The 25,542-nt window shown below is 73.7% G+C and carries 20 protein-coding genes and 2 pseudogenes; 11 read left to right on the top strand and 11 right to left on the bottom strand.

Features of this window, described 5'->3' with window-relative positions:
- Positions 1-4: 4 nt before the first annotated feature.
- Positions 5-1,591 (bottom strand): SDR family oxidoreductase, encoded by a 1,587-nt coding sequence (locus CMS_RS08920; protein WP_012299145.1) that lies wholly within the window; start codon positions 1,589-1,591, stop codon positions 5-7.
- A gap of 70 nt (positions 1,592-1,661) precedes the next feature.
- Complete coding sequence (locus CMS_RS08915; RefSeq protein ID WP_012299144.1) at positions 1,662-1,925, bottom strand: hypothetical protein; 264 nt, start codon at positions 1,923-1,925, stop codon at positions 1,662-1,664.
- An 87-nt stretch (positions 1,926-2,012) separates the two neighbouring features.
- Here CMS_RS08915 and CMS_RS08910 point away from each other — a divergent pair, with 87 nt between their 5' ends.
- Together CMS_RS08910 and CMS_RS08905 are read left to right on the top strand one after the other, a co-directional pair.
- On the top strand, positions 2,013-4,553 hold the full coding sequence (locus CMS_RS08910; protein ID WP_041464565.1) for a DEAD/DEAH box helicase: 2,541 nt from the start codon (positions 2,013-2,015) through the stop codon (positions 4,551-4,553).
- Positions 4,550-5,479, top strand: a complete 930-nt coding sequence (locus CMS_RS08905) for an SDR family NAD(P)-dependent oxidoreductase (RefSeq protein WP_012299142.1) — start codon at positions 4,550-4,552, stop codon at positions 5,477-5,479. The genes CMS_RS08910 and CMS_RS08905 overlap by 4 nt, the downstream gene beginning before the upstream one ends.
- A 37-nt stretch (positions 5,480-5,516) precedes the next feature.
- On the opposite strand, the gene CMS_RS08900 is transcribed toward CMS_RS08905, so the two are convergent.
- On the bottom strand, positions 5,517-6,650 hold the full coding sequence (locus CMS_RS08900) for a histidinol-phosphate transaminase (RefSeq protein ID WP_012299141.1): 1,134 nt from the start codon (positions 6,648-6,650) through the stop codon (positions 5,517-5,519).
- Positions 6,651-6,734: 84 nt separating this feature from the next.
- On the opposite strand from CMS_RS08900, the gene CMS_RS08895 reads away from it, so the two are divergent.
- The 4 genes from CMS_RS08895 (at position 6,735) to CMS_RS08880 (ending at position 11,017) form a co-directional block, all read left to right on the top strand.
- Positions 6,735-7,664, top strand: a complete 930-nt coding sequence (locus CMS_RS08895) for an alpha/beta fold hydrolase (protein ID WP_012299140.1) — start codon at positions 6,735-6,737, stop codon at positions 7,662-7,664.
- A gap of 67 nt (positions 7,665-7,731) precedes the next feature.
- Positions 7,732-8,466, top strand: coding sequence for an esterase/lipase family protein (locus CMS_RS08890; RefSeq protein WP_012299139.1), 735 nt, complete (start codon positions 7,732-7,734; stop codon positions 8,464-8,466).
- A 70-nt stretch (positions 8,467-8,536) separates the two neighbouring features.
- Entirely contained in the window at positions 8,537-9,958 is a 1,422-nt protein-coding gene (locus tag CMS_RS08885) for an MFS transporter (RefSeq protein WP_012299138.1), read from the top strand.
- A 96-nt stretch (positions 9,959-10,054) separates the two neighbouring features.
- Positions 10,055-11,017, top strand: a complete 963-nt coding sequence (locus CMS_RS08880; protein ID WP_012299137.1) for an IS481 family transposase — start codon at positions 10,055-10,057, stop codon at positions 11,015-11,017.
- Here CMS_RS08880 and CMS_RS08875 read toward each other — a convergent pair.
- Positions 11,014-11,991: an NAD(P)H-quinone oxidoreductase gene (locus CMS_RS08875; RefSeq protein ID WP_012299136.1), complete on the bottom strand. Its 978-nt coding sequence runs from the start codon at positions 11,989-11,991 to the stop codon at positions 11,014-11,016. The genes CMS_RS08880 and CMS_RS08875 overlap by 4 nt on opposite strands.
- A gap of 154 nt (positions 11,992-12,145) precedes the next feature.
- On the opposite strand from CMS_RS08875, the pseudogene CMS_RS08870 reads away from it, so the two are divergent.
- Positions 12,146-12,711, top strand: a pseudogene (locus tag CMS_RS08870) (YceI family protein).
- A 106-nt stretch (positions 12,712-12,817) separates the two neighbouring features.
- Here the strand turns inward: CMS_RS08870 and CMS_RS08865 are convergent.
- The 5 genes and pseudogenes from CMS_RS08865 to dnaE form a co-directional block, all read right to left on the bottom strand.
- Positions 12,818-13,840 (bottom strand): alpha/beta fold hydrolase, encoded by a 1,023-nt coding sequence (locus tag CMS_RS08865; protein ID WP_012299135.1) that lies wholly within the window; start codon positions 13,838-13,840, stop codon positions 12,818-12,820.
- A 140-nt stretch (positions 13,841-13,980) separates the two neighbouring features.
- Positions 13,981-14,913: an alpha/beta fold hydrolase gene (locus tag CMS_RS08860; protein ID WP_012299134.1), complete on the bottom strand. Its 933-nt coding sequence runs from the start codon at positions 14,911-14,913 to the stop codon at positions 13,981-13,983.
- Positions 14,910-15,953, bottom strand: coding sequence for an FUSC family protein (locus tag CMS_RS08855; RefSeq protein WP_012299133.1), 1,044 nt, complete (start codon positions 15,951-15,953; stop codon positions 14,910-14,912). The genes CMS_RS08860 and CMS_RS08855 overlap by 4 nt, the downstream gene beginning before the upstream one ends.
- Before the next feature lie 55 nt (positions 15,954-16,008).
- Positions 16,009-16,311, bottom strand: a complete 303-nt coding sequence (locus tag CMS_RS17885; protein ID WP_231692859.1) for an OB-fold nucleic acid binding domain-containing protein — start codon at positions 16,309-16,311, stop codon at positions 16,009-16,011.
- A gap of 403 nt (positions 16,312-16,714) precedes the next feature.
- A pseudogene (gene dnaE, locus CMS_RS08850) lies at positions 16,715-19,432 on the bottom strand (DNA polymerase III subunit alpha); the annotation flags it as partial.
- Between the two features lie 114 nt (positions 19,433-19,546).
- Here dnaE and CMS_RS08845 point away from each other — a divergent pair.
- The 3 genes from CMS_RS08845 (at position 19,547) to CMS_RS08835 (ending at position 23,153) form a co-directional block, all read left to right on the top strand.
- On the top strand, positions 19,547-20,914 hold the full coding sequence (locus CMS_RS08845) for a glucose-6-phosphate dehydrogenase (protein ID WP_012299132.1): 1,368 nt from the start codon (positions 19,547-19,549) through the stop codon (positions 20,912-20,914).
- Positions 20,915-21,012: 98 nt separating this feature from the next.
- On the top strand, positions 21,013-21,777 hold the full coding sequence (locus CMS_RS08840; protein WP_012299131.1) for a dienelactone hydrolase family protein: 765 nt from the start codon (positions 21,013-21,015) through the stop codon (positions 21,775-21,777).
- Between the two features lie 107 nt (positions 21,778-21,884).
- A complete protein-coding gene (locus CMS_RS08835; RefSeq protein WP_041464564.1) occupies positions 21,885-23,153 on the top strand; it encodes an LCP family protein in 1,269 nt (422 codons plus the stop codon).
- A 49-nt stretch (positions 23,154-23,202) separates the two neighbouring features.
- Here CMS_RS08835 and pnuC read toward each other — a convergent pair whose 3' ends face one another.
- Together pnuC and CMS_RS08825 are read right to left on the bottom strand one after the other, a co-directional pair.
- Positions 23,203-23,901, bottom strand: a complete 699-nt coding sequence (gene pnuC, locus CMS_RS08830; protein WP_012299129.1) for a nicotinamide riboside transporter PnuC — start codon at positions 23,899-23,901, stop codon at positions 23,203-23,205.
- Between the two features lie 181 nt (positions 23,902-24,082).
- Positions 24,083-24,406 carry a DUF6504 family protein gene (locus tag CMS_RS08825; protein WP_012299128.1) on the bottom strand — a complete coding sequence of 108 codons (324 nt, stop codon included), beginning with the start codon at positions 24,404-24,406 and terminating at the stop codon, positions 24,083-24,085.
- Between the two features lie 254 nt (positions 24,407-24,660).
- Between CMS_RS08825 and CMS_RS08820 the strand changes: the two genes are divergently transcribed.
- On the top strand, positions 24,661-25,527 hold the full coding sequence (locus tag CMS_RS08820; RefSeq protein ID WP_012299127.1) for an aldo/keto reductase: 867 nt from the start codon (positions 24,661-24,663) through the stop codon (positions 25,525-25,527).
- The last annotated feature ends 15 nt before the right edge of the window (positions 25,528-25,542 follow it).

Below are 25,542 nucleotides of genomic sequence, written 5' to 3'. Positions count from 1 at the left end.
CGCATCACCACTCGGCGACGCGGTAGTCCTTGAGGAAGACGCCCGAGATGTCCTCGCCGGCCTGGCCCATGACGATGGGGTCGTAGACGCGCGCGGCGCCGTCGACGAGGTCGAGCGGGGCGTGGAAGCCCTCCTCGGCGAGCCGCACCTTCGTAGGGTGCGGGCGCTCGTCGGTGATCCAGCCGGTGTCGACGCTCGTCATGAGGATGCGGTCGGTCTCGCGCATCTCGCGCGCCGAGGTGCGGGTCATCATGTTGAGCGCGGCCTTCGCCATGTTCGTGTGCGGGTGGCCGGGGCCCTTGTACGCGCGGGCAAACTGGCCCTCCATGGCGCTCACGTTCACCACGTACTTGCGGCGCGACGCCGAGGCGGCCATCGCCGGGCGCAGCCGGCTCACGAGCAGGAACGGGGCCGTGACGTTGGCGAGCTGGACCTCGAGCATCTCCAGCGGATCCACCTCGTGGACCACCTGCGTCCAGCTGTTCGCGTCGTGCAGGTCGGGCACGAGGCCGCCCGCGTCGATGGCGGTGCCGGCGGCGAGGCGCGCGAGCGAGGAGGAGCCGGCCGTCATGGCGAGCTCGGTGACCTCGGCGGCCGTGATCCCGGCCGCGGTGGAGAGGATCGGGTGCGCCGCGACGCTCGCCGCCAGGGCCGCCGGGTGCGCGTCCGCAGTGTGGCCGAACGTCAGCAGCTCGGGGAGGTCGCCGTCGGGCAGCGGCGCGGCCTCCGCCTCGGACAGCGGTGCGTACGAGCCGGGGGAGCGGCGCACGGTCTGCGCGGCGTTGTTGATGAGGATGTCGAGGGGACCCGCGGCGGCGACCGCATCCGTGAGGCCGATGACCTGCGCGGGATCGCGGAGGTCGAGGCCCACGATGCGCAGGCGGTGGACCCACTCGTGCGCGTCCGGCAGGCCGGCGAAGCGGCGAACGGCGTCGCGCGGGAACCGGGTGGTGATGGTGGTGTGCGCCCCGTCGCGGAGCAGCCGGAGCGCGATGTGCATGCCGATCTTCGCGCGGCCGCCCGTGAGGAGCGCGCGCATCCCGGAGAGGTCGGTGCGGGCCTCGCGCTTCGCGTGGTTGAGGAGCGCGCAGTCGGGGCAGAGCTGGTGGTAGAACGCGTCGACCTGCGTGTAGTGCTGCTTGCAGATGTAGCAGGGACGCGAGCGCAGGAGCGTGCCGGCGGTGGGCTTCGCGGTCGTGATGGACAGCGGGATCCCGCGGGTCTCGTCGTCGATGCGGTCGGGCGCGCCCGTGGCGGTGGCCGCGACGACGGCGCGGTCGGCGCTCGCGACGGCCTCGCGCTTCTCGAGCCGGCGGGCCTTCTTCACCTCCTTGAACATGGAGGCGGTGGCGCGGCGGACGGCGACGAAGTCGGGGTGGTCCTCGTCGATGTCGGCGAGCGAGCCGAGGACGCGGAGCGCGGTGGCGAGGTCGTCGGGATCGATGGCCGAGCCGGGCGACGCGGCGGCCGCCTTGGTCGCGGGGTCGCCTTCGGGCATCGAGGCCGCGTCGGTCGTCGCGTCGGCGTCGGGCGAGGGGGCGACGGGATCCGCGGGGCGGGCGGGGTCGTCGGGCAGGGCGTCGGAGGGCACAGGAGATCATACCCGGGCCGCAAGCGGCAGCCGGGCGGCGGACGGGGCGGCGACGGCGACCGCCGGCGCGCTACATCGTGGTCGCGAAGCCGACCGCTGCGGCGATGACGGCCCAGAGCGCGATGGTGACGACGACGAGGGCGATGACCCCGGTGCGGCGGTCGCGCCAGCGCGCCCGCTCCGTCTCGGGGTCGACGGGGACGGACTCGGGAGCGGCGACCGCGCCGGGTGCGCTGTCCGCGTCCGCGGTGGTCGGCTGCCCCTCGACGGGGGGCGCGGGGCTGGGGTCGAGCGGGGCGCGATCGTGACGCGGGTCGAGCGGCTGGGACGGCATCCGGCGAACGTACGCGCTGGCGCCTGGTGGACCCTGCCGCCTGTGGAGAACTCCGCGGCGGGACGCGTGGGGGAGGATGGACGCATCATGTCGGACACCGCCCTCGCCCCCACGCTCACCGAGGAGGCGGCCCGGCTGGCCGTGGACGGGGCCACCGACGACGCCATCTACGACGCGTTCGCCGAGTGGGCGATCGGCCGGGGGATCGAGCTGTACCCGGCGCAGGACGAGGCGGCGCTCGAGATCGCGTCGGGCGCGAACCTGATCCTCTCGACGCCGACCGGCACGGGGAAGTCGCTCGTCGCGGTGGCCGCGCACTTCGCCGCGCTCGCCCGCGGCCGCCGCTCGTACTACACCGCGCCCATCAAGGCGCTCGTGTCCGAGAAGTTCTTCGCGCTCGTCGAGCTGTTCGGCGCGGCCCAGGTGGGCATGGTCACGGGCGACTCCTCGGTGAACCCGGACGCGCCCATCATCTGCTGCACCGCCGAGATCCTCGCGAACCGGTCGCTCCGCGGCGGTGCGGAGACGCCCGTCGACCAGGTCGTCATGGACGAGTTCCACTTCTACGCGGATCCGCAGCGCGGCTGGGCCTGGCAGGTGCCGCTGCTGCTCCTCCCGCACGCGCAGTTCGTGCTCATGTCGGCGACGCTCGGCGACGTCACCGAGCTCGCGGACGACCTCACGCGCCGCACCGGCCGGCCGACCGCGCGCATCACGGGCATCGAGCGCCCGGTGCCGCTCTTCTTCCACTACGCCGTGACCCCCGTGCAGGAGACGGTCGAGGAGCTGCTCGACACGAAGCAGGCGCCCGTCTACATCGTGCACTTCGCGCAGGCGGCCGCGCTGGAGCGGGCGCAGGCGCTGTCCAGCATCAAGATCGTCACGCGCGAGCAGCGGGACGAGATCGCGGACCTCATCGGCGACTTCCGCTTCAGCACGGCGTTCGGCAAGACCCTGTCGCGGCTCGTGCGCGCGGGCATCGGCGTGCACCACGCCGGGATGCTGCCGAAGTACCGGCGGCTGGTGGAGCAGCTCGCGCAGCGCGGGCTCCTCCGCGTCATCTGCGGGACGGACACGCTCGGCGTCGGGATCAACGTCCCCATCCGCACGGTGCTCTTCACGGGCCTCACCAAGTACGACGGCACGCGGATGCGGCAGCTCAACGCGCGCGAGTTCCACCAGATCGCCGGGCGCGCGGGCCGCGCGGGCTACGACACCACGGGCACGGTCGTCGCGCAGGCGCCCGAGCACGAGACCGAGAACATCAAGATGCTCGAGCGCGCGGGCGACGACGTGAAGAAGCGCCGCAAGCTCGTGCGCAAGAAGGCGCCCGAGGGCTTCGTCTCGTGGGGGGAGCCGAGCTTCCGCAAGCTCATCGACGCGGAGCCCGAGCGGCTGACGTCGAGCATGCAGGTGAGCCACGCGATGATGCTCAACGTCATCGCGCGCGGCGGCGACGTGTTCCAGAACATGCGGTCGCTCGTCGAGGACAACCACGAGCCCCGCGTGCGGCAGCTCGCGCTCGCGCGCCGCGCCCTCGCCATCTACCGCACGCTGCGGACGGCCGGGATCGTGGAGCAGGTGGACGACCCGGATGGCGGGCCCGCGCGGATCTCGCTGACGGTGGACCTGCAGGCCGACTTCGCGCTCAACCAGCCGCTGTCACCGTTCGCGGTCGCCGTGTTCGAGATCCTCGACCGCGAGTCGCCGACGTACGCGCTCGACATGCTGAGCGTCGTGGAGGCGACCCTCGACGACCCGCGGCCGATCCTGTCGCAGCAGCAGTTCAAGGCCCGCGGCGAGGCCGTGCAGGCGATGAAGGCCGACGGCATCGAGTACGACGAGCGCATGGAGCTGCTCGAGACCGTCACGCACCCGAAGCCGCTGGAGGAGCTGCTCGACCAGTCGTTCGCGACCTACAGCGCGAGCCAGCCGTGGATCGGCGACTTCGCGCTCAGCCCCAAGTCGGTCGTCCGCGACATGTACGAGCGGGCGATGTCCTTCAGCGAGCTGATCTCCTTCTACGGGCTCATGCGCTCCGAGGGCCTCGTGCTCCGCTACCTCTCCGACGCGTTCCGGGCGCTGCGGCAGACCATCCCGGACGAGGCCAAGACCGAGGAGCTGCTCGACGTGATCGAGTGGCTCGGCGAGCTGGTGCGCCAGGTGGACTCGAGCCTCCTCGACGAGTGGGAGGAGCTGTCGCACCCGACCGCGGCCCCCGGCGACGCGCCCGTGCTGCCGCCCGCGCCCAAGCTGCTCACGTCGAACACGCGCGCGTTCCGGATCCTCGTGCGCAACGAGATGTTCCGGCGCGTGCAGCTCGCGGCCCGCGAGGACCTGCAGGCGCTCGGCGAGCTCGACGCCGCGGCCGGCTACGACGCCGACGCGTGGGGCGACGCGCTCGACGGCTACTTCGGCGAGTACGACCGGATCCTCACCGACGGCGACGCCCGCAGCCAGGCGCTCGTGACGATCACCGAAAGTCCGACGGAGTGGACCGTGCGGCAGGCGCTGCACGACCCCGATGGCGACCACGACTGGGGGATCGAGGCGACCGTCGACCTCGACGCGTCGAACGAGGCCGGCGAGGCCGTCGTGCGCGTGACCCGCGTGGGCACCCTCTCGTGAGCGGGGAGCCGCGTCTGCCCGACCTCGCCGGGCGGACGGTGCTCGTCACGGGCGCGAACGGCGGCATCGGCTTCTGGACCTCCGCGCAGCTCGCCGACGCGGGGGCCCGGGTGCTGCTCGCCTGCCGCTCAGAGGAGCGCGGCGACGCCGCCGCCCGCGCGATCCGGGCCCGCACCCCGCGGGCGGACCTGGAGGTCGTGCCCCTCGACCTGGCGAACCTCGCCCGCGTGGACGCGTGCGCGGCCGCCGTCCATGAGGACCTCGACGTGATCGTGGCCAACGCGGGCCTCACCCCGGCGGGCGGCCGCGCACGGCACCACCGGACGACGATCGACGGGTTCGAGGAGCTGATGGGCACCAACGCGCTCGGGCACTTCGCGCTCGTCGCCGGGGTCGCTCCGCGGCTGCGGGCCGGCGGCCGGGTCGTGATGCTCGGATCCCTCGCGCACCGCTTCTCCCCGCTCGACCTCGGCGACCTCGCGGGGGAGCGGCGCATGCCGGCGCTCGTGCGGTACGGCCGGTCGAAGACGGCGTGCATGATGATCGCGGGCGAGCTCGACCGGCGGTGGCGCGCCGCGGGATACGACCGCATCGCGCTCTCGGCGCACCCCGGCTACGCGGTGGACGCGCTGATGCCGCCGCAGGATCCGGCCGACCGTCCGCGGGGCATCGCCGCCGCGCGCCATCGGGTCGCCCGTGCCGGACGCGTCCTTGTGCAGGGCAAGGACGCGGGTGCGTGGCCGGTCGTGCACGCGGCCGTGGCCCCCGGCGTCACGGGCGGCGACCTCTGGGGACCCGGCGGGCCGCTCGAGCTGAGGGGCGCGCCCGCTCCCGCGTTCGTCGCGGAGCACGCGCGCTCGCACGCCGTGGCCGAGCAGCTGTGGGCGGCCGCCGAGGACGCGACGGGGATCCGCTTCCGGCCCTGACCCGGCCCTGACCCGGCGGTGGGCGCGCGGAGGCGGCTCAGGCGCGCGGGATCCCGAGCACGTCGTCGAGCGCGTCGCGGAACGCGGCCGTCTCCGACGGGGTGCCGACGGAGACGCGCAGCCAGCCCTCGGGTCCCGTCTCCCGGATGAGGACGCCGCGATCCAAGAGCCCCTGCCACACCGCGTGCCGGTCGGCCGGGTGCACGCCGGGGAAGCGGCCGAAGAGCACGAAGTTCGCGTCCGAGGGCGCGACCTCGAAGCCGCGGCCGCGGAGCCACTCGACGAGCCCGTCGCGCTCCTCGCGGAGCGACGCGACCTGCGCGAGCAGCACCCCGCTGTGGCGGAGGGCGGCGGTCGCGCTCACCTGGGTGATCCGGGAGAGGTGGTACGGGAGCCGCACGATGCGGAGCGCGTCGACCACGGCGGGCGATGCCGCGAGGTAGCCGAGCCGGCCGCCCGCGAACGCGAACGCCTTGCTCATGGTGCGCGAGACGATGAGGCGGGGGTGGTCGGGCAGGAGCGAGATCGCCGTCGGGACGCCCTCGCGGCGGAACTCGGCGTACGCCTCGTCGATCACCACGACGCCGGGCGCGACGGAGAGCACGTGCTCGATCTCCCGCGTGGTGAGGGCGGTGCCCGTGGGGTTGTTCGGCGAGGTGAGGAACACGACGCTCGGCTGGTGCTCGGCGACGAGGTCCGTGACGTTCGCGAGGTCGAGCGTGAAGTCCTCCTGGCGGCGGCCCGAGACCCACGTGGTGAGCGTGTTGCGCGCGTACTCGGGGTACATCGCGTAGTGCGGCGCGAAGGACAGCGCGACGCGGTCGGTGCCGCCGAAGGCCTGGAGCACCTGCTGCAGCACCTCGTTGGATCCGTTCGCCGCCCACACGTTCTCGGGCCCGAGGGCGAGCCCGCTGTCGGCCGTGAGGTAGCCGGCGAGCTCGGTGCGGAGCTCGAGGAACTCGCGGTCCGGGTAGCGGTTGAGCCCCCGCGCGGCCTCGAGCACGGCCTCGCTCACCGCGACCGCGACCTCCTCGGGCAGCGGGTACGGGTTCTCGTTCACGTTGAGGAGGACGGGCACGTCGAGCTGCGGGGCGCCGTACGGCTCCTCGCCGCGGATCCCGTCGCGCAGGGGCAGGTCGGCGAGGGTGGTCTCTGACCAGGCGGGGCTCATGGGTCTCCTCGGGATCGGGCGGGTCCCTATCCTCCCATCGACCGGGGCAGCCGGTGCCCGGCGCGGGACGGCTAGGGTCGCGGGATGCGCTCCCCCCTCGCCCGGCTCACCCGCGTCCGGCTCCCGGGGGACGTGCACCGCACCGAGTCCGCCCCGCCGCGCTGGCTCCTGCTCTCCCGGCGCTACGGGTCGCGGGCGATCCCCGTCGAGCACGACCTGGAGCGGCGCACCGTCCTCGGCTTCCGGATCGCGATCAAGGTGTTCCGGACGCCGGGCGGCAACGCCGGGCGCACGCTCCCGACCGCTGCCGCGGGCATCGGCTCGGCCGGACCCGCCGGGGCCCGCCCGTCGTTCGTGCTCGTGCACGGGATCGGCGTCTCCTCGCGCTACTTCCACCCCGTGGCCGCGTTCCTCGCCGGGCACGGCACGGTGTACGCCATCGATCTGCCGGGGTACGGCGAGTCGCCGCGGGTCCGGCGCGACGTGACGCTCGACGACCACGCGGCGGTCGTCGCCGAGGTGATCCGGATGCACGGCCTCGTGGACCCCGTCGTCGTCGGCCACTCGATGGGGACCCAGATCGTCACGCGGCTGGCCGTCGACCATCCCGAGGTCGCCGACCGCATCGTGCTCATCGCGCCCACCCTCCCGCCGCGGACGCGCGGGGTCGTCCGCGCGGCCCTCGCGCTCGGCGTCGACACGCTCCGCGAGCCGCTCCTCGCGAACGCCGTCGTGCTCGGCGACTACTTCCTGCGCTGCGGGATGCGGTACTACCTCCGCCAGCTGCCGCACCTCATCGACGACGCGGTCGAGGAGCGCGCGCCGCGCATCCGCGCCCGCACGCTCGTCATCGTGGGCGACCGGGACGCCGTGGTCGACCGGCCGTTCGCGCAGGAGCTCGCGGCCCGGATCCCGCGCGGGACGTACCGGGTCGCCCGCGGCCCGCACGTCGTGATGTACACGGATCCGCTCGGCGTGGCGCGCGCGATCGTGGAGCATGCCCGGGCCCGCTGAGGCGGCGGGATCGCGGCCGTCGCCCCGTGCGCCGGTCGCGGAGGCCGCGCCCGGGCAGGATGGACGGGTGACCACCGCAGGACCCGACCCGCTCCCGCCGCTCACGCTCCTCCGCAAGGCGCTCGACTGGGCCCTCGATTACGCGTACGTCCTCCGCTGGCAGGCGGCCGCGACCCTCTCCCGTGACGACGCCCGCTCCTTCGAGGACGGCCGCGACGACCGGCCGACGATCCTCGTGCTGCCGGGCGTCTACGAGCGCTGGCAGTTCATGCTGCCGATCATCCGGAGGCTGCACGCGCGCGGCCACGGCGTGCACGTGGTCGGCGCGCTCGGCGCGAACGTGGGCCGGGTCGCCGAGATGTCGCGCCGCGCCCGCGCGTACCTCGAGGCCGAGGACCTGCGCGACGTCGTCATCGTCGCGCACAGCAAGGGCGGCCTCATCGGCAAGCACCTCATGGCATTCGGCGACCCCGACCGGCGGATCCGCGCCATGGTCGCGATCAACACGCCATTCGGCGGATCCTCGTACGCGCGGCTCATCCCCGTCCGCAGCATCCGCGACTTCTCGCCGCGGAACGCCGCGCTCGTGGAGCTCGGCCGGTCGCGCGAGGTCAACGCGCGGATCACGAGCGTCTTCGCGCGCTTCGACCCGCACATCCCCGGCGGCAGCTCGCTCGACGGCGCGACGGACGAGCGCGTCCGGGCCTCCGGGCACTTCCGGATCATGGGCGACGAGGACGTGCTGCGCCGGGTGGAGGCCGCGATCGACCGGGCGGGGACCGCGGCGGCGCCTCCCGCCTGATCCGCGCGGGGCCGGAGCCGGAGCCGACCCGCGCCCGGACGGGCCGTCGGGCGCGGCGCATACTGGGCACATGCCCGACTCCGCCGCCGCGACCCACGCGGACGGCCACCTGGACGGGACCGCGGACGGCCGCGGTCGCACGGTGCTCGTGGTCGCGGTCCTCGCCTCCTTCGTCGCCTTCCTCGACGGCACGGTCGTCAACGTCGCGCTGCCCGCGATCGGCGAGGACCTCGGCGGCGGCCTCGTGGTGCAGCAGTGGGTCGTGGACGCCTACCTCATCACCCTCGGCGCGCTGATCCTCCTGGCCGGCTCGCTCTCCGACGCGTTCGGCCGCGTGCGCGTGCTGCGCTGGGGGCTCGTCGGATTCGGCGTGACCTCGCTCGTGTGCGCGATCGCGCCGACCGCCGGGATCCTCATCGCCGCGCGCGCCGCCCAGGGCGCGGCCGGCGCGCTGCTCGTGCCGAGCTCGCTCGCCCTCATCGCCCAGGCCTTCCGCGGTCCCGCGCAGGCGCGCGCCATCGGCTCCTGGACGGCGTGGACCGGCACCGCGATGCTCGTCGGCCCCGTCCTCGGCGGCGTCCTGGTGGACACGCTCGACTGGCGGCTCGTGTTCGGGATCAACGTGCTGCCCATCGCCGTGACCCTCGTGCTCCTGGCCCGGCTGCCGCACGACGCGCCCGTCGCCGACGGCACGCGCGTCGACGTGCCGGGCGCGGTGCTCGGCGCCATCGGGATCGGCGGCCCCGTCTTCGCCCTCATCGAGCAGTCGCGGCGGGGGATCGCGCACCCGCTCGTGGTCGGCAGCCTGGTCGTCGGCGTCGCGTGCCTCGTGCTCTTCGTGGTGCGCGAGCGGCGCACACCGCGCCCCATGCTGCCGCTCTCGCTCTTCCGCGAGCGGGACTTCCTCGTCGGCAACATCGCGACGGTCGGCATCTACGGCGCCCTGTCGCTCGGCGGCTTCGTCATCGCGGTCTTCCTGCAGCAGACCGGCGGGCTGTCGGCGACCGCGGCCGGCTTCGCGCTCGTGCCGACCACCGTGATCATGCTGCTGCTGTCGACGCGCTTCGGCGCGCTGGCCGGGCGCATCGGGCCGCGGCTGCTCATGGGCGCGGGGCCGATCGTCGCGGGCGGCGGATACCTGCTGATGCTCCGCGTGGGCGAGCCCGTCGACTACTGGGGGCAGCTGCTGCCGGGCATCCTCGTCTTCGGCCTGGGCCTGTCGATGACGGTCGCGCCGCTGACCGCGACGATCCTCGAGGCCGTGCCGTCGGCGCAGGCGGGCATCGCGTCCGCCGTCAACAACGCCGTGTCGCGCGTGGCCGGGCTCGTCGCCATCGCCGCGATCGGGCTGGTCGCCGGGCCCGACCTCGACGTCGCGGCCTTCCACCGCGTGGTGCTCGTGACCGCGGCGCTGCTGATCGCCGGCGGGCTGGTGTCCCTCGTCGGGATCCGCTCGCGCCACGCCGCGGCCGCCACCGAGGCCGCGGGCTAGATGTAGTTCCTCGGGAGGTTGTGAACGCTGGGGCGGATAGCGAAGACCTCCGGGACGATGTGAGTTACCAAGCACACGTCATCACCGGAGGTCTTCGTGACTCACGCTAACGCCCCGTTCACTCCCGCGGGCAGGCTTCGGCTTGCTCGGTTGATCATCGAGGACGGGTGGCCGGTCCGGCGTGCGGCGGAGAGGTTCCAGTGCTCGCCGGCGACGGCGTCGAGATGGGCTCGCCGGTATCGGGCCGGGTTGCCGATGACGGACCGCTCATCCCGCCCGCACCGGCAACCGACCCGCACGAGTCAGCGTCGGGAGCGGCGGATCATCGCGCTGAGATTCACTCGCCGGTGGGGCCCGCACCGCATCAGCTACCACCTGCGTATCCCCCGTTCCACGGTCGAGCGGGTCCTCCGTCGCTACCGGATGCCGTTGCTCACGCACCTGGATTCCGCGACGGGACTCCCCGTCCGACGCTCGCCCGCGCGACGTTACGAGCACTCCTCACCGGGAGATCTGGTCCACGTCGACATCAAGAAGCTCGGCCGTATCCCGGACGGCGGCGGGCACCGAGTCCTCGGCAGAGCGGCCGGCCGGAGGAACACTCCCCGGACCGGGCGGGGGTACGCGTTCCTGCATCACGCCGTGGATGACCACTCCCGACTCGCGTACTCCGAGATCCTCACCGACGAGCGCAAGGAGACCGCTGCCGCGTTCTGGGCCCGCGCGAACGCGTTCTTCACCGCCGCGGGCATCACCGTGATCCGTGTCCTGACGGACAACGGCTCCTGCTACCGCTCCCACGCCTTCACCGAGGCGCTCGGCACCATCGCCCACACACGCACCCGCCCCTACCGGCCCCAGACGAACGGGAAGGTCGAGCGCTTCAACCGCACCCTCGCCACCGAGTGGGCCTACGCCCATCCCTATCGCACCGACGAGGCCCGCGCCGCGACCTACGACGCCTGGCTGCATCACTACAACCACCACCGCCCCCACACCGGCATCGGCGGACTCACGCCCGCCGAACGCGTTCACAACCTCACTGGGAACTACAGCTAGACGGCCAGCAGCACCTTGCCCACGTGCTGCGACGACGCGACGTGCGCGTGCGCGGCGGCGGCCTCGGCGAGCGGGAACACGCGGTCGACGACCGGCCGCACGGATCCGTCGGCCACCGCGGGCCACACGTCCGCGCGGACGGCGGCCACGATGCGCGCCTTGTCGTCGGCGTCGCGGGCCCGGAGCGTGGTGCCCCAGATCCGCCCGCGCCTGGCCATCAGCTGGCCGAGCGCGATGCTCGTGGGCGCGCCGCTCTGCGCGCCGATGACCATGATCCGGCCGTCGCGCGCGAGGGCGCGGATGTCGCGGTCGATGTAGTCGCCGCCGATCGCGTCGAGGATCACGTCGGCGCCGCGGCCGTCGGTCGCCTCGAGGAGCGCCGCGACGAAGTCCTGCTCGCGGTAGTCGATGAGGATCTCCGCGCCGAGCGCCCGGCACGCGTCGAGCTTCGCCGGGCTGCCGGCGGTGACGGCGACGCGCGCGCCGAGGCGGGTGGCCAGCTGGATCGCCATCGTGCCGATGCCGCTCGACCCGCCGTGCACGAGCAGGGTCTCGCCCGGCGCCAGCCGCGCGTCGAGCACGACGTTCGACCACACGGTCGCGACGACCTCGGGGAGCCCCGCCGCCTGGACGAGGTCCAGCCTGTCGGGCACCGGGAGGACGTGCCGCTCGTCGACCGCGACGAGCTCCGCGTAGCCGCCGCCCGCGAGCAGCGCGCACACGCGGTCGCCGACGCTCCAGCGCGTCGCGCCCTGGCCGACCGCCTCGACCGTGCCGGACACCTCGAGCCCGAGGTGCGTCGGCGCTCCCGCGGGCGGCGGGTACGCGCCCTCGCGTTGGCTGAGGTCGGCGCGGTTGACGCCGGCGGCGGCCACCCGGATGAGGACCTCGCCGGGGCCGGCCACGGGATCCGGCAGCTCGGTGAGGGAGAGGACGTCGGGGGAGCCGGGGGAGGGGAAGGTGATCGCGCGCATCCCGCCACGGTACGCCCGCCGGGGGCCGCGTCCCACCCGCCCCAGAAGTACATGAACTCGCAACGAAATGTGGGAATGGAGGCCCGATCCATGCGCTTGCATATCTTCGAGGCCGTCGGCCCGCACCCATGCCCCCTGTACGAAAGGCACGCACATGAGCGACACCACCACCGTCCCCGGCTACATCGCCGGCACCTGGACCATCGACAAGACGCACAGCTCGGTCGGCTTCAGCATCCGCCACATCATGATCAGCAAGGTCAAGGGCACGTTCAAGGACTTCGACGCCGAGATCGTCACGGGCGCGACCCCCGAGCAGAGCACCGTCAAGGCGCACGCGACCATCGCCTCGATCGACACCAACGAGCCGAACCGCGACCAGCACCTCCGCACCAACGACTTCTTCGACGCCGAGAACAACCCCACCATCGACTTCGTCTCGACCGCCGTGCGCGTCGAGAAGGACGGCGACGCGAAGGTCGATGGCGAGCTCACCGTCCGCGGCGTCACCAAGCCCGTCACGTTCGACGTCGAGTTCGGCGGCTTCGGCGGCGACCCCTCGGCAACACCAAGTTCGGCGCGACGGCCACCACGGTCATCAACCGCGAGGACTTCGGCCTGACCTACAACGCGGCCCTCGAGACCGGCGGCGTGCTGCTCGGCGACAAGGTCACCATCACGCTCGACATCCAGGCGGTCCTCGCGACCCCCGCGGCTTAGCGCCCACCGGCCGGGCATCCGTCCGGCCGCCTCCGCGTCACGCGGATGCGACGCCCCCGCTCCCGTCTCAGGGACCGGGGGCGTCGTCGTTCCCGGGCGGCGCCCTTCAGGGGAGGAGGCCGAGCGCGCGGAGCGTCTCGGCCGGACGCTCCACGTGCGCGAAGTGGCCGGCGTCGGCGATCACCGCGTGGGACGCGCACGGGACATCGCGGTCGAGCCGCACCAGGTCGTCCGGCGCGACGAAGACGTCCGAGCCGCCCTGCACGGCCGTGACGGGGCAGGTGATCCGCGGCCACAGCTCGGCAGCGGGGTACGCGACGGCGATCTCCGTGGCGCGGAGGAACCCGCGGGGCCGCACCTCGTCCGCCAGCGCGGCGATGACCGACCCGCCCACCCGCCCTCCGTGCGCGAACAGGGGCCGGGTGAGCTGACGCAGGAGGCCCGTGCGCTGGAGCACCCGGACGAACGCGAGCATTGGGGCGCCGAGGAGCCGCGTCACGTGGATCGAGCCGAGCATCGTGCTGAAGCCCGGGAGCACGTCGAAGCGGCGGATCGGGTGGGTCGCGCTCCGCATCACGGCGTAGAGGGTGCGCGACACCAGGGCCACGGACCGCACGCGAACCGGTTGCCGGACGGCCAGGTGGAGGGCGAGGAAGCCGCCCATCGAGTGGCCGACGACACGGCACCCGTCGTATCCGAGGTCGTCGACGACCCGCATCACGCTCTCGACCACGGAGTCGGCCGTCAGCTCGTCGTCCGGGACCGCGATCGGGGATCCGCCCCAGCCGGGGAGGTCGACGGCCACGACGTCCTCGAGGGGCGCACCCGCGTCCCGGGCGGCGCGGAGGGCCGGGGTCCACGTGGTCCACGACCCGGCCGCGCCGTGGAGGAGGACGGTGGCCGTCCGGGTGCGCCGCCCGGGCGCGTGGTGGTGGCGGACCATCCCGAGGCCGGTGACGGTCACGCCGGCGACCAGGCCGGAGTCGTGGGGATCGGGGTCGAGCTCGTAGGGGATGTAGCCGTCGGCGGCGCCACGTGATCGACGCGCCGTCCGGCCGGCGTCGTCACCTGCGGCGCGTCCGGCTCGGCGCAGGAGGGGGCGGGGTGACGAGGGGACGGGGACGCGCACGGATGACCTCCGGGACGGGGTGATCCGCACAGGGTCGCCGACCGACGACCCGTCCCGCGGGCCCTCTCCCCAGCGCCGCGCGTCCTCCCGGCCGCTCCCGGACAGCGATGGTCCGCGCTGGCGCGCGCGCCGCCGGCGTCTCAGGCGAGGAGGCCGAGCGCGCGCAGCGTCTCGGCCGGGCGCTCGACGTGCGCGAAGTGGCCGGCGTCCGGGATCACGGCGGATCGGAGCGTCGGCACCGCGCGCGCCAGCAGGTCGAGGTCGTCCCGCGACACGAACACGTCGTCGTCGCCGCGCACCGCGACCACCGGGCAGGCGATGCGCGCCCACAGGCCGTCGGCGTCGTAGCCGCGCGTGACCTCCGCGGCGAGCGAGAACGCGCGGGGCCGGGCCTCCGTCGCGATGGCGTCGACGATCGACCGCCGCACGCGCCAGCCGTGCGCGAACAGCGGCAGCGCGACCGCGCGCATGAGGCGGACGCGGCCGACGCCGCGGATGAGCGCGGTGCCGGGGCGGCCGAGGCGGCGCATGGTGCGCATCACGCCGAGCATCATCGTGAAGCCGGGGATGAGGCGGAAGGCGCGGACGGGGTGCGCCACGCTCGCGATCACCGAGTACGTGGTGGGCGAGACGAGCGCGACGGAGACGGCGCGGGCGGGCTCGCGCGCGGCCAGGTGCAGCGCGATGAAGCCGCCCATCGAGTGGCCGATGAGCCGCCACTGCGCGTAGCCGAGGCCGTCGACCACGGCGCGGACGGCGTCGGCGATGGCGTCCACCGTCGCCTCCTCGTCGGTCGCGTCGAGCGCGGATCCGCCCCAGCCCGGCAGGTCGATCGCGACGAGCTCGGCGAAGGGGACGCCCGCGTCCCGCGCGGTGCGGATGAGCGGCGTCCAGGTGGTCCAGGATCCGGCGGCGCCGTGCAACAGCACCGTCGCGGTGTCCGAGCCGCGGACCGGGACGTGGTGGTGCCGCACGACGCCGAGACGTGTGGGCGTGGTCCCGCGCACGAGGCCGGACGCGGCCGGTACCGGGTCGAGCTCGAGCGGGCTGTAGCCGGGCAGCGGACGCGTCACTCCGCGCCGCCGATGATCTCCGAGCGGATGCGGCGGATGTCCTCCAGCAGCGAGCCGATGAGGATCCAGTGCTCCTCGCTCGGCTGCAGCACCACGAGCGGTGCCGTGAGCGCGGGCTGCTCGTGGGGGTCGGCCCCGTCGGAGATGCCGCCCGGCAGCGCGTGCTCGGCGAGGAGCCGCACGTCGTGGGCGGCGCGCGTCAGCTCGGTCGCGATCCCGCGGACGACGGGCTCCTCGGCGAGCGACGGGTCGTAGCGGTCGTGCACGGCGCGCGTCATGCCCACCACGCGGTTGACGAGCACGGTGAGCGTGGCGAGCAGCTCGCGGTCGGCCTCGAGCAGCGCCCGGTGCCGCCGCCGGAGCGGGTTGAGGGTCAGGCTCTCGAGCCCCTTGTCGACCTCGGCGACCGCCTTCGTGTGCCGCGGCCGCAGCTCGCGCGCGCGGGTGAGCATCCGGTCGAGCTCCTCGCGGTCGACCGGCTCGGACAGCGCGCCCGCGAGCCGGTCGAGGGCTGCGGCGCAGTCGCCCGCGAGGCCGACCACCGCGCGCCGGCTCGCCTCGTGCAGCACGGGCGGCGCGATCGCGATGTTGACGACCACGCCGATGGCGGCGCCGATGACGGTCTCCACGATCCGGTCGACCGCGTACACGGGCGAGAGCTGGCCGATGGCGAGGACGAGCATCGCACTGATGGGGATCTGCGTGCTCGACCCCGGCGTCAGCCGGAACACCCAGCCCACGAGCACGGCGACGACGACCGCGAGGAGCACCACCCCGCTCGACGTGCCGAGCGCGAGGCCGAGCCCGAGCGCGAGCAGCACGCCCGTGATCACCCCGAGGCTGCGCTCGACCGCCTTGCCGAAGGTCTGGTTGATGCTCGGCTGCACCACGAGCAGCGCGGCGATGGTCGCGAAGATGGGCAGCTGCGCGGGCAGCAGGGCGATGCAGACGAACCAGGCGATGATCGCGGCGACCGAGGTCTTGACCACCTGGACGAACGGGATGCGCGTGGTCGTGCGGACGGTCGTGGTGATGCGCACGTGCGGCCTCCGGCTGCGGTCTCGGGTGCCCCCATCATCCCGCGGGCGGACGTCCTCAGGCGACCTGGGCCGCGTCGTCCACGCCGCCGTCCATCCCGTCGGCCCCGTCGCCCGCCGCGGCGCCCTGCCGCCGGGCGTCCTGCCAGCGCGCCCACATCTCCTTGAGGTCCCACGCGTCCTCCGCCTGGATGGAGACGCCCCGCTCGCCCGTGCGCCGCGTGCGCCCCCGGATGACGAGCAGGCGCGTGCCGAAGAGCATGGGCCCGGCCTTCTGCTGCGCCTCGTCGAAGAAGGTGGAGTCGGAGCAGCCCGTGCCGTCGTCGAGGCTGATGAAGACGACGCGCTTGCCGCTGCGCATGGGCGGCGTCTGCGTGGCGATGCGGATCCCCGCGACCACCACCTCGGATCCACTGCGCACCTCGAGCAGCTGGCTCGCCGGGATGACGCCGAGCTCGTCGAGCATGGGCCGGCAGCTCTCCAGCACGTGCTCGGTGACCTCCATCTGCAGGATGTCGATCGGCGGCGACCCGCTCCCGCCCGTCCGGGTCCGGCGAGCCGCGCGGGATGAGGTCGCGGTCGTCGACGAAGAGCGGCAGCTGGCCGGCCGGATCCGCGGGCCGGGCCGCGCGCGCCGTGAGCCGACGGGCGAACGCCATCACGTCGCCGCGTGACGCGACCCCGCGGGCCGCCTCGTCCTCGGCGGACGTGGCGAGGGAGTCGAGCGCGCCCACCGCGGCCAGCCGCTCCAGCAGCGCGCGCGACGGCTGCGCCTTCGCGTAGAAGTCGGAGATGGAGTCGTAGGGCTGGCCCCGCTCGATGCGCTCGAGCTCCGCCTCGCTCATGCCGTGCACGTCCTGCAGCGACAGCCGGATCCCCAGCTCGCCGATGCGCGTGCGCCCGGTCGTCTCCTCGCCCTCCACGCGCTCCACCCGGTAGACGCCCCGCGACCGGTTCACGTCGAGCGGCAGCACGGGCACGCCCATCCGCCTGGCCTCGGTGAGCAGCAGGCGCTTGGGGTACATGCCGGGGTCGTGCGTGAGGATCCCCGCGAGGAACTCCGCCGGGTAGTGCGTCTTCAGCCACGCGCTCTGCCAGGTGGGCAGCGCGAACGCCGCGCCGTGCGCCTTGCAGAACCCGAACGAGCCGAAGCCCTTGAGCGCCTTCCAGATGCGCTCGACGTCGGCGTCCGAGAAGGGGCGCGTGCCCGTGCGGCCGTCGACGTGCATGGCGGTGCGCTGCCGGAACGCCTGCTCGACCACCGTGTCCTGCCGCTCCATGTTGCGGCGCAGCTCGTCGGCCTCGGCGAGGGAGACCTGCATGCAGTCGGCGAAGATCCGGATGACCTGCTCGTGGTAGATGACGACGCCGAACGTGGGCGCGAGGAACGGCGCGAACCGCGGGTGCAGGTAGTCGGGCCGGGTGATGCCGTGCTTCGTGTCGAGGAACGGCGCCACCATGTTGCCCTTCATGGGCCCCGGCCGGAACAGCGAGATGTCGGCGATGAGGTCCTCGTAGACGTCGGGCTGCATCTTGCCGATGAGCTCGCGCTGACCCGGCGACTCGATCTGGAACATGCCGAGCGTGTGCGTCGTGCGGATGGCGGCGAACGTCTCCTCGTCGTCGTGCGGGATCTCGTCGAGCTCGATGCGCCCGTCGCGGTGCACGTAGCGCGCGTCCACCGGGACGCCGCCCGCGACCGCCGAGCGCGTGCCGTGGATGCGGTGGATCTCGTCCAGCGCGTACGCCATGGTGCTCTGCATCCGCACCCCGAGGACGTCGAGCTTCAGCAGCCCCATGTCGTCGATGTCGTCCTTGTCGAACTGGCTCATCGGCAGGCCCATGCCGCTCGGCTGCACGGGGCTCGTGCTCAGCAGGTCGGAGTCGCCGAGGATCACGCCGCACGGGTGCATGGAGATGTGCCGGGGGAGCCGGTCGAGCCGCTCGGTGAGGTCGACCAGCAGGTCGATGCTCGGGTCGTCGCGCACGAGGTCGGCGATGGGCTTGAGCTCGGGCTTCGTCTCGAGCATCGCCCGGAACTCGCGCGCGTTGAAGCGCCAGATGTTCTTGGCGATGAAGTCGATCTGCTGCTCGTCGAGGTCGAGCGCGAGCCCGGCGTCGCGCGCGGCGCCGCGGGCCCGGTAGGTGTTCTGCATCGACAGCAGGGTGACCCGGTTGCTGCCGTACTTCTCGAACACGCGGTGGTACACCTCGTGCCGGCGCGCGGACTCCACGTCGATGTCGATGTCCGGCAGCGTCGAGCGCACCTTGCCGAGGAAGCGCTCGAACAGCAGGTCGTGCTCGAGCGGATCCACGTTGGAGATGCGCAGGAGGTAGTTGACGAGGCTGCCCGCGCCGGATCCCCGCGCCTGGTTGCGCACGCCCATGTCGCGCATGAGGGAGCACACGTCGGCCACCGTGAGGAAGTACGTGGCGAAGCCGAAGCCCGTGATGGTCTGCAGCTCGGTGCGCATGCGCGCGAGCACCCGCTGGCGCATGGCCTCGTCGACGTGGCCGAACCGCTCGGTGACCCCCGCCGCGGCCTTCCGCCACAGCGCCTCGTCCGGGTCGCCCGTGACCCCGATCACCTCCTTCTCCGGCAGCTTCGGCTTCCGCCACGCGAGGTCGGCGTCGGGATCCAGCCGGCAGCGGTCGGCGAGCTCCTCGGTGGCGCGCAGCAGCGCCTCGCCCGCCCGGCGGTCGAGCGACGACGCACCGGCGATCTCGCGCGCGATCTCCTGCATCTGGGCCGGCGTCTTGAGCCACGCCTGCCCGTTGGGCTGCGGGCGCAGCGTGCCGGCCGCGTCGAGCACGTCGCCCGTGAGCGCGTCGTCGGGCTCGAGGTAGCGCACGGCGTTGGTGAGCACCGCGGGGATGCGGTGGGCCTCGGCGAGCTCCAGCATGCGGGCGGCGTGGCGGAGGCTCGCGGACTCGCCGGGCTCCGTGTGGTGGCAGACCACCTCGACGACGACCGCGCCGGGCAGGAGCCGCGACCACTCCGCCAGGTGGCGGGACGCGAGCGCGTGGTCGCCCGCCGCGACGGCCCGGCCCACGTCCGAGTCGGGCCCGAGCATGATCGTGCCGACCGGCCCGTCCTCGCCGAGGAGGAACGCGGGCGGCCGGGTGCGCGCGATGCCCGCCTGGGCGCTCCGGGCGGTGCTCCTCGCGGTGCCACGCCCGTGGCTCGCGCTGATGAGCCGGCTGAGCGCCGCCCAGCCCTGGCCGTGCGTGCCGCCGTGCGCGAGCACCGTGATCCGGCCGGGGTGCTCGCCCGTGAGCCCGAGCTCCGCGCCCACGACGGGGGAGACCCCCTGGGCGATCGAGCGGCGGATGTGGCGGACGGCGCCGTACAGCCCGTCGCGGTCGGTGATGGCCGCGGCCGACGCGCCCCGGGACGCGACCTCGTCGACCAGCGCCTCGGGCGCCGATGTGCCGAAGTGGGCGGAGAAGGCGGACGCGACGTGCAGGTGGGTGAAGCTCACGCGCACCTCCCGGGATGTCCGCACGCGTCCTCCCCGGACGCGATGTTCGAACGGATGTTCGACTCGCCCAGTGTAGGTCGGCTGCCCGGCGGTCGCGACCCGTAGTCTCGGAGGATGACCAGCGAACCCTCCACCCTCGTCATCCTCGGCGCCAGCGGCGACCTCACGGAACGCCTGCTCCTGCCGGGTCTCGGCAGCCTCGTGGCGAGCGATCGGGGGCGGCGGATCCAGCTCATCGGCACCGGCCGGAGCGCACGCACGCCCCAGGAGTGGACGAAGACGGTCAAGACCGCGTTCGACTCGGTCGACGCCACGGGACGCCGCGCCGCGAGCATCGTGTCGTCCACGAAGTACGTCCAGGCCGACCCCACCGACCTCGACGACCTGAAGCGCATCCTCGAGGCCTGCGAGGGCGCGCCCGCCCTCTACTTCGCGCTGCCGCCGGCCATCTCCATCGCCGTGTGCCAGCAGCTGGAGAAGCTCGACCTGCCGGAGGGCACCACGCTCGCGCTCGAGAAGCCGTTCGGGTCGAACGGCCGCACGGCCGCGCAGCTCAACCGCCAGCTGCTGAAGCTCGTGCCGGAGGACCGCATCCACCGCACCGACCACTTCCTCGGCCTCTCCACCGTGCTCAACCTCGTGTCGCTGCGCTTCGCCAACCGCTTCTTCGAGTCGGTGTGGAGCGCGAAGGACATCGAGAAGGTCGAGATCCTCTACGACGAGACGCTCGCGCTCGAGGGCCGCGCCGGCTACTACGACAAGTCGGGTGCGCTCGTCGACATGATCCAGAGCCACCTGCTGCAGGTCCTCGCGGTCTTCGCGATGGAGCCGCCCGCGAGCATCGACCCGGACGACCTCCGTTCGAACATCGCCTCGGTCCTCCGCGCCACCGAGGTCTGGGACAACGACCCCGTCGCGCACAGCCGTCGGGCCCGCTACACGGGCGCCACGGTGGACGGCACGCGCATCCCCGCGTACGCCAAGGAGGAGGGGGTGGATCCGGCCAACGAGACGGAGACGCTCGCCGAGGTCACGTTCGGCGTGGCCAACGCGCGCTGGGCGGGCGTGCCGTTCCGGCTGCGCTCGGGCAAGGCCCTCAAGGAGGCGTCCAAGCGCATCATCGTCACCTTCAAGCCGGTGGCGCACCTGCCGCGGGGCCTCCACGGATCCGCGCGACCGGACCGCCTCATCATCGACCTCAAGCCCGACGGCATCTCGCTCGAGGTCACGATGGACGGCACGGGCGAGCCCTTCACGCTCACCCAGGCCACGTTCCGCGCGGAGTTCGCGGAGCCCGAACTCACGCCGTACGGCGAGGTGCTCGACGGCATCCTCGCGGGCGACCCGCGCCTCTCCGTCCGCGGCGACGTGGCCGAGCGCTGCTGGCGCATCGTCGCGCCGGTCATGCGCGCCTGGAAGGGCGACCGCGTGCCGATGGCCGAGTACCGCGCCGGATCCGTGGGGCCGACCGCCTGGCGCTGACCGCCTGGCCCACCGTCCGGCGCACCGCCCGGATGACGGCTCGCTGGACGTCGTCGCCTCGCGGTGGCGTCGGACCCGTCGCGTCCTAGCGTGAGGGCATGCCCGTGACCCTCACCGAGATCCCCCTGCCCGCGGCCGGCCCCGGGGCGTCGCCCGGGTTGCACGGCGTGCTGGCGGTGCCCGACGGCGAGGGGCCGTGGCCCGCGGTCGTGGTGGTGCACGAGGCCTTCGGCGTCACCGACGTCATGCGCCGTCAGGCCGAGCGCCTCGCCGAGGCCGGCTTCCTCGCGCTCATGCCCGACCTCTTCTCCGCCGGCGGCGCACGCCGATGCCTGGTCGCCACGTTCCGCACGCTGGCAGCGGGGGAGGGCCGCGCGTTCGTGGACGTCGAGTCCGCGCGCCGCCTGCTCCTCGACCGCGCCGACTGCACGGGCCGCGTCGGCGTCATCGGCTTCTGCATGGGCGGCGGGTTCGCCCTCGCGGCGGCGTCCCGCGGCTTCGACGCGTCGAGCGTCAACTACGGCATGCTCCCGGAGGGCCTCGACGGCGTGCTCGACGGCGCGTGCCCCGTCGTCGCGAGCTACGGCGGGCGCGACCGGCAGCTCGCGGGATCCGCGGACCGCCTCGAGGCCGCCCTCACGGAGCACGGAATCGCACACGACGTGCGGGAGTACCCGGCCGCCGGGCACGCGTTCCTCAACGACGCCGAAACCGGGCCGCGGGCGCTCCGCCCGGTGCTGCGCGCGGTCGGCATGGGGCCGGAGCCCGCGTCGGCGGCGGACGCCTGGAGCCGGATCGACACGTTCTTCAGCGAGCACCTCCTCGACGCCCACCTGCGCGGCGGGGAGGGCACGGGCGCATAGCGCATCGGGCCCGCGTGCCGAGGGGACTCTCCACCGCCCTCGGCTACCCTGTGGAGGATCCGGGTGCCCGCGCCCGGCGCTCCCCGCCCGGCGACGAGAGATCCCCCATGCAGCACGCCCCCCAGAGGACCCGCGCCGATCGGGCCCGCGTCCGCGGCATCGCCCGCCACGGCCGCCTCCGCACCCCGAGCGCCGGGCGCACCGTGATGAGGGGCGTCGGCATGGTCGCCGCGGTCGCTCTCGTGAGCACGGTGTCGGTCGTGGGCATCGCCGCCTGGGACCTCTCCCGCACCGTCGCCGACAACACGGTCGACATCTCCGGCGGCCAGGCCATGCCCCCGTCGCTCGGCGGCATCGACGGCGGCGCGAACATCCTCATCGTCGGCAGCGACAGCCGCGCCGGCCAGGGCGACGGCTACGGCGCCGCGAAGGACGTGGGCACGGCCACGCTCAACGACGTCACGATGCTGCTCCACATCAGCGAGGACAGCAGCCGGGCGACGGTCATCTCCTTCCCGCGCGACATGCTCGTGCCCATCCTGGCCTGCGAGGGCCCGGACGGCACGAAGTACGCCGCGAGCTCCCGCGCCCAGCTCAACGAGTCGCTGTCCCGTGGCGGCTTCGAGTGCACCGTCCGCATGGTCGAGGGCCTCACCGGGCTCGACATCCCGTACGGCGGCGTCGTGCAGTTCAACGGCGTGGTCGAGATGTCCAACGCGGTCGGCGGCGTGGAGGTGTGCGTGGCCAACGGCATCTACGACCCGAAGACCGACCTGTCGCTGGATCCGGGCATCCACCCGCTCCAGGGCAAGGAGGCCGTGCAGTTCCTCCGCACCCGCTACGGCGTCGGCGACGGCAGCGACATCTCGCGCATCGGCAACCAGCAGGTCTTCCTGAGCGCGCTCGTGCGCACCATCAAGAGCTCGGACACGCTGACCAACCCGGCCAAGCTCTACGGCATCGCGCGGGCCGTGGTCGACAACATGCAGCTGTCGACGTCGCTCGCCGACCTCGACACGCTCGTGTCGATCGCGCTGACCTTCAAGGACATCCCGCTCGACGACGTGACGTTCCTCCAGTACCCGGGCGAGGTGCTCGCCAACGGCCGCGTGCAGCCGGACGAGGCGGCCGCGGCGCAGCTCGTGGGCCTGCTCGCCTCGGACGCGGACTTCACGCTCACCGAGGGCACGACGACGGACGAGTCCGGCAGCGTGCCGGCCGACGGCGCGACCCCGGCGCCCACCACCGCGCCGCCCGCGGACGGGACGGCGACCGGCTCCCCGGCGCCCGCCGCGACGCCGACCGCCGAGGTGCTCGACCCGAGCATCACCGGCCAGACCGCGGCGCAGAGCACCTGCTCCAACGGCCAGGGCTGAGCGCGCGCCGACGAGCGCGCGCCGACGAGCGCGCGGGCTCAGCGACGGGTCAGCGGTCGGCGGGCGCCTCGACGACGCGCGGATCCGGGAAGGCCGTCTCGACCGCGGGCGCACCGGTGCCGCGGGCGCGCATCCAGACGAAGAAGCCCGTGAGCGTGAACGCGCCGTAGAAGACGTACATGAAGGCGGATGCGTAGTAGCCCGCGCTCACGAGCAGCGGCACGCCGACGAGGTCGACGGCCACCCAGATCAGCCAGAACTCGACCCAGCCCTTGGCCATGCCGTAGGTGGCGAGGAGGGAGCCGACGAAGATCCAGGCGTCGGCCCACACGGGCTCGTAGGAGCCGAGCGCGCGGAAGACGGGCGTGAGGATCGCGGTGCCGCCGACGAGCGCGACCACGAGCAGGACGCGCTCGCGGCCCGACGCCCACTGTGGCACGACGGGCGCGCCGCCGTGCCTGGCCTGGTTCCAGCGGTGCCAGCCGTAGACGGACACGGCGATGAACATGACCTGGCGGCCGGCCTGTCCGAGCAGGTTGACGGGGTTCGGCGTGCCGAAGACCGCGCCGAGGAAGACGGTGAACAGGAGCACGTTGCCGACGATGCCGACGGGCCACGCCCAGACCTTCCGGCGCATGCCGCCGAGCGCGCTGGCGAGGCCGAAGAGATTGCCGACGATCTCGCGCCAGAGGATCGTCTGGTCGCCGATACGGAGCTGCGCGTCGAACAGCCACTCGAGTGCCGCCATGCGGGATCCCTCCGTGCGCCGCGGCCCGGGTGGCCGCGTGCGGGACGCCGTGCGGCGCCGATGGGGAGAAGGCGCGCGTGCCCCCGGCTATTCCCCGGGCCCGGGCACATGGGGCGACCCGGCGGGACGGGCGAGCGGTCGGGACAGCGCGACCCGGGCGGCACGAGGCCAGCGGGCGGCGTCAGGCGAACAGGCGCATGTCGAGCTCCTCGTCCGACGCGTTGACGAGCGACCAGCGGCCGCGCGCGTCGACGCTCAGGTCGAACGAGCCGTCGACCCGGCGCGCGCCCGTGGGGAGCGGCACGGCCTCGACGCGCCACATCCGCAGCTCCAGCAGGTGGGCGCTCGCGCCGCGGGGCGCGCGACCCGTGCGCTGCCACCAGTCGACCCGGGCGATCCACCGCTCGGGCGAGCTGACGACGCCGTAGACCACGCCCCGCCAGGTGAAGCGCAACGGCGAGCCGTCGCCCGAGAGCTCGACCTCCACGTCCTCGTCGATCCGCATGTGCCGCTCCTCTCGCCCGTCGCGCCGGCCGCGCTCCCGCGTTCGAACGGATGTTCGAACGCCTGATCCGAGTGTAGGAACGGGCGCCGACATCCACGAGGGGAGCGGGCGGATCCGCCTCACCCTCGACCGGAGCCTGAGGGTCCGGACCGGATCGCGCGCATCGGGCATGGATCCGCCGCCCGCCGCGTTGGCCCCGGTGTCCCGAGGGCGGCAGACGCCTCCCTCGTCATCGACACCCGAGGAGGGTCCACATGACCGACACCACCCGCGCAGCCGGCGCCTCCGGCACCTTCACCATCGGCGGCGACCTGCCCGTCGTCCGGCTCGGCTACGGCACCATGCAGCTGACCGGCGAGGGCGTCTGGGGCGCCCCCGAGGACCCGCAAGAGGCCGTCCGCGTCATCCGCCGTGCCGCCGAGCTCGGCGTCACGTTCTTCGACACCGCCGACTCCTACGGCCCGTTCGTCGCGGAGGAGCTCCTCAAGGAGGCGCTGCACCCGTACGCCGACGACGTCGTCATCGCGACCAAGGGCGGGCTCACGCGCCCCGGCCCCGGCGACTGGCAGCCCGTCGGCCGCCCCGAGTACCTGCGCCAGCAGGCCGAGCTGAGCCTGCGCCACCTCGGCCTCGAGCGCATCGACCTCTACCAGCTGCACCGCATCGACCCCGCCGTGCCGCTCGCCGACCAGATCGGCGTGCTCAAGGACCTGCAGTCCGAGGGCAAGATCCGCCACATCGGCCTCTCCGAGGTGCAGGTCGACGACGTGAAGGCCGCGCGCGAGATCGCCGAGATCGTCTCCGTGCAGAACCTCTTCAACCTCGCCAAGCGCGACGCCGAGCCGCTGCTCGACTACGCCGAGGCCGAGGGCCTGGCCTTCATGCCGTGGTTCCCGCTCGCGACCGGCGAGCTCGCGAAGGACGGCGGCCCGCTCGACGCCCTCGCGAAGCAGCACGACGCGCGCGCCTCGCAGCTCGCGCTCGCCTGGCTCCTGCGCCGCTCGCCCGTCATGCTGCCGATCCCCGGCACCAAGTCGGTCGGCCACGTCGAGGACAACATCGCCGCGGCGGGCATCGAGCTCACCGACGACGAGTTCCAGGCGCTCACCGACGCCGTCTGATCCACCTGCACGACG

Origin of the sequence: Clavibacter sepedonicus (genome assembly GCF_000069225.1) — a bacterium.
GTDB lineage: Bacteria > Actinomycetota > Actinomycetes > Actinomycetales > Microbacteriaceae > Clavibacter > Clavibacter sepedonicus.
Note: the sequence above shows the minus strand (reverse complement) of the source record. Positions and strands in the feature narration are given on the sequence as shown.

Coding starts and splice junctions, on each gene's coding strand:
- CMS_RS08875 (WP_012299136.1), bottom strand. CDS start 11,991: ATGCGCGCGATCACCTTCCCCTCCCCCGGCTCCCCCGACGTCCTCTCC.
- CMS_RS08910 (WP_041464565.1), top strand. CDS start 2,013: ATGTCGGACACCGCCCTCGCCCCCACGCTCACCGAGGAGGCGGCCCGG.
- pnuC (WP_012299129.1), bottom strand. CDS start 23,901: ATGGCGGCACTCGAGTGGCTGTTCGACGCGCAGCTCCGTATCGGCGAC.
- CMS_RS08840 (WP_012299131.1), top strand. CDS start 21,013: ATGCCCGTGACCCTCACCGAGATCCCCCTGCCCGCGGCCGGCCCCGGG.
- CMS_RS08895 (WP_012299140.1), top strand. CDS start 6,735: ATGCGCTCCCCCCTCGCCCGGCTCACCCGCGTCCGGCTCCCGGGGGAC.
- CMS_RS08825 (WP_012299128.1), bottom strand. CDS start 24,406: ATGCGGATCGACGAGGACGTGGAGGTCGAGCTCTCGGGCGACGGCTCG.
- CMS_RS08885 (WP_012299138.1), top strand. CDS start 8,537: ATGCCCGACTCCGCCGCCGCGACCCACGCGGACGGCCACCTGGACGGG.
- CMS_RS08915 (WP_012299144.1), bottom strand. CDS start 1,925: ATGCCGTCCCAGCCGCTCGACCCGCGTCACGATCGCGCCCCGCTCGAC.
- CMS_RS08900 (WP_012299141.1), bottom strand. CDS start 6,650: ATGAGCCCCGCCTGGTCAGAGACCACCCTCGCCGACCTGCCCCTGCGC.
- CMS_RS08835 (WP_041464564.1), top strand. CDS start 21,885: ATGCAGCACGCCCCCCAGAGGACCCGCGCCGATCGGGCCCGCGTCCGC.
- CMS_RS08820 (WP_012299127.1), top strand. CDS start 24,661: ATGACCGACACCACCCGCGCAGCCGGCGCCTCCGGCACCTTCACCATC.
- CMS_RS08845 (WP_012299132.1), top strand. CDS start 19,547: ATGACCAGCGAACCCTCCACCCTCGTCATCCTCGGCGCCAGCGGCGAC.
- CMS_RS17885 (WP_231692859.1), bottom strand. CDS start 16,311: ATGCGCAGCGGCAAGCGCGTCGTCTTCATCAGCCTCGACGACGGCACG.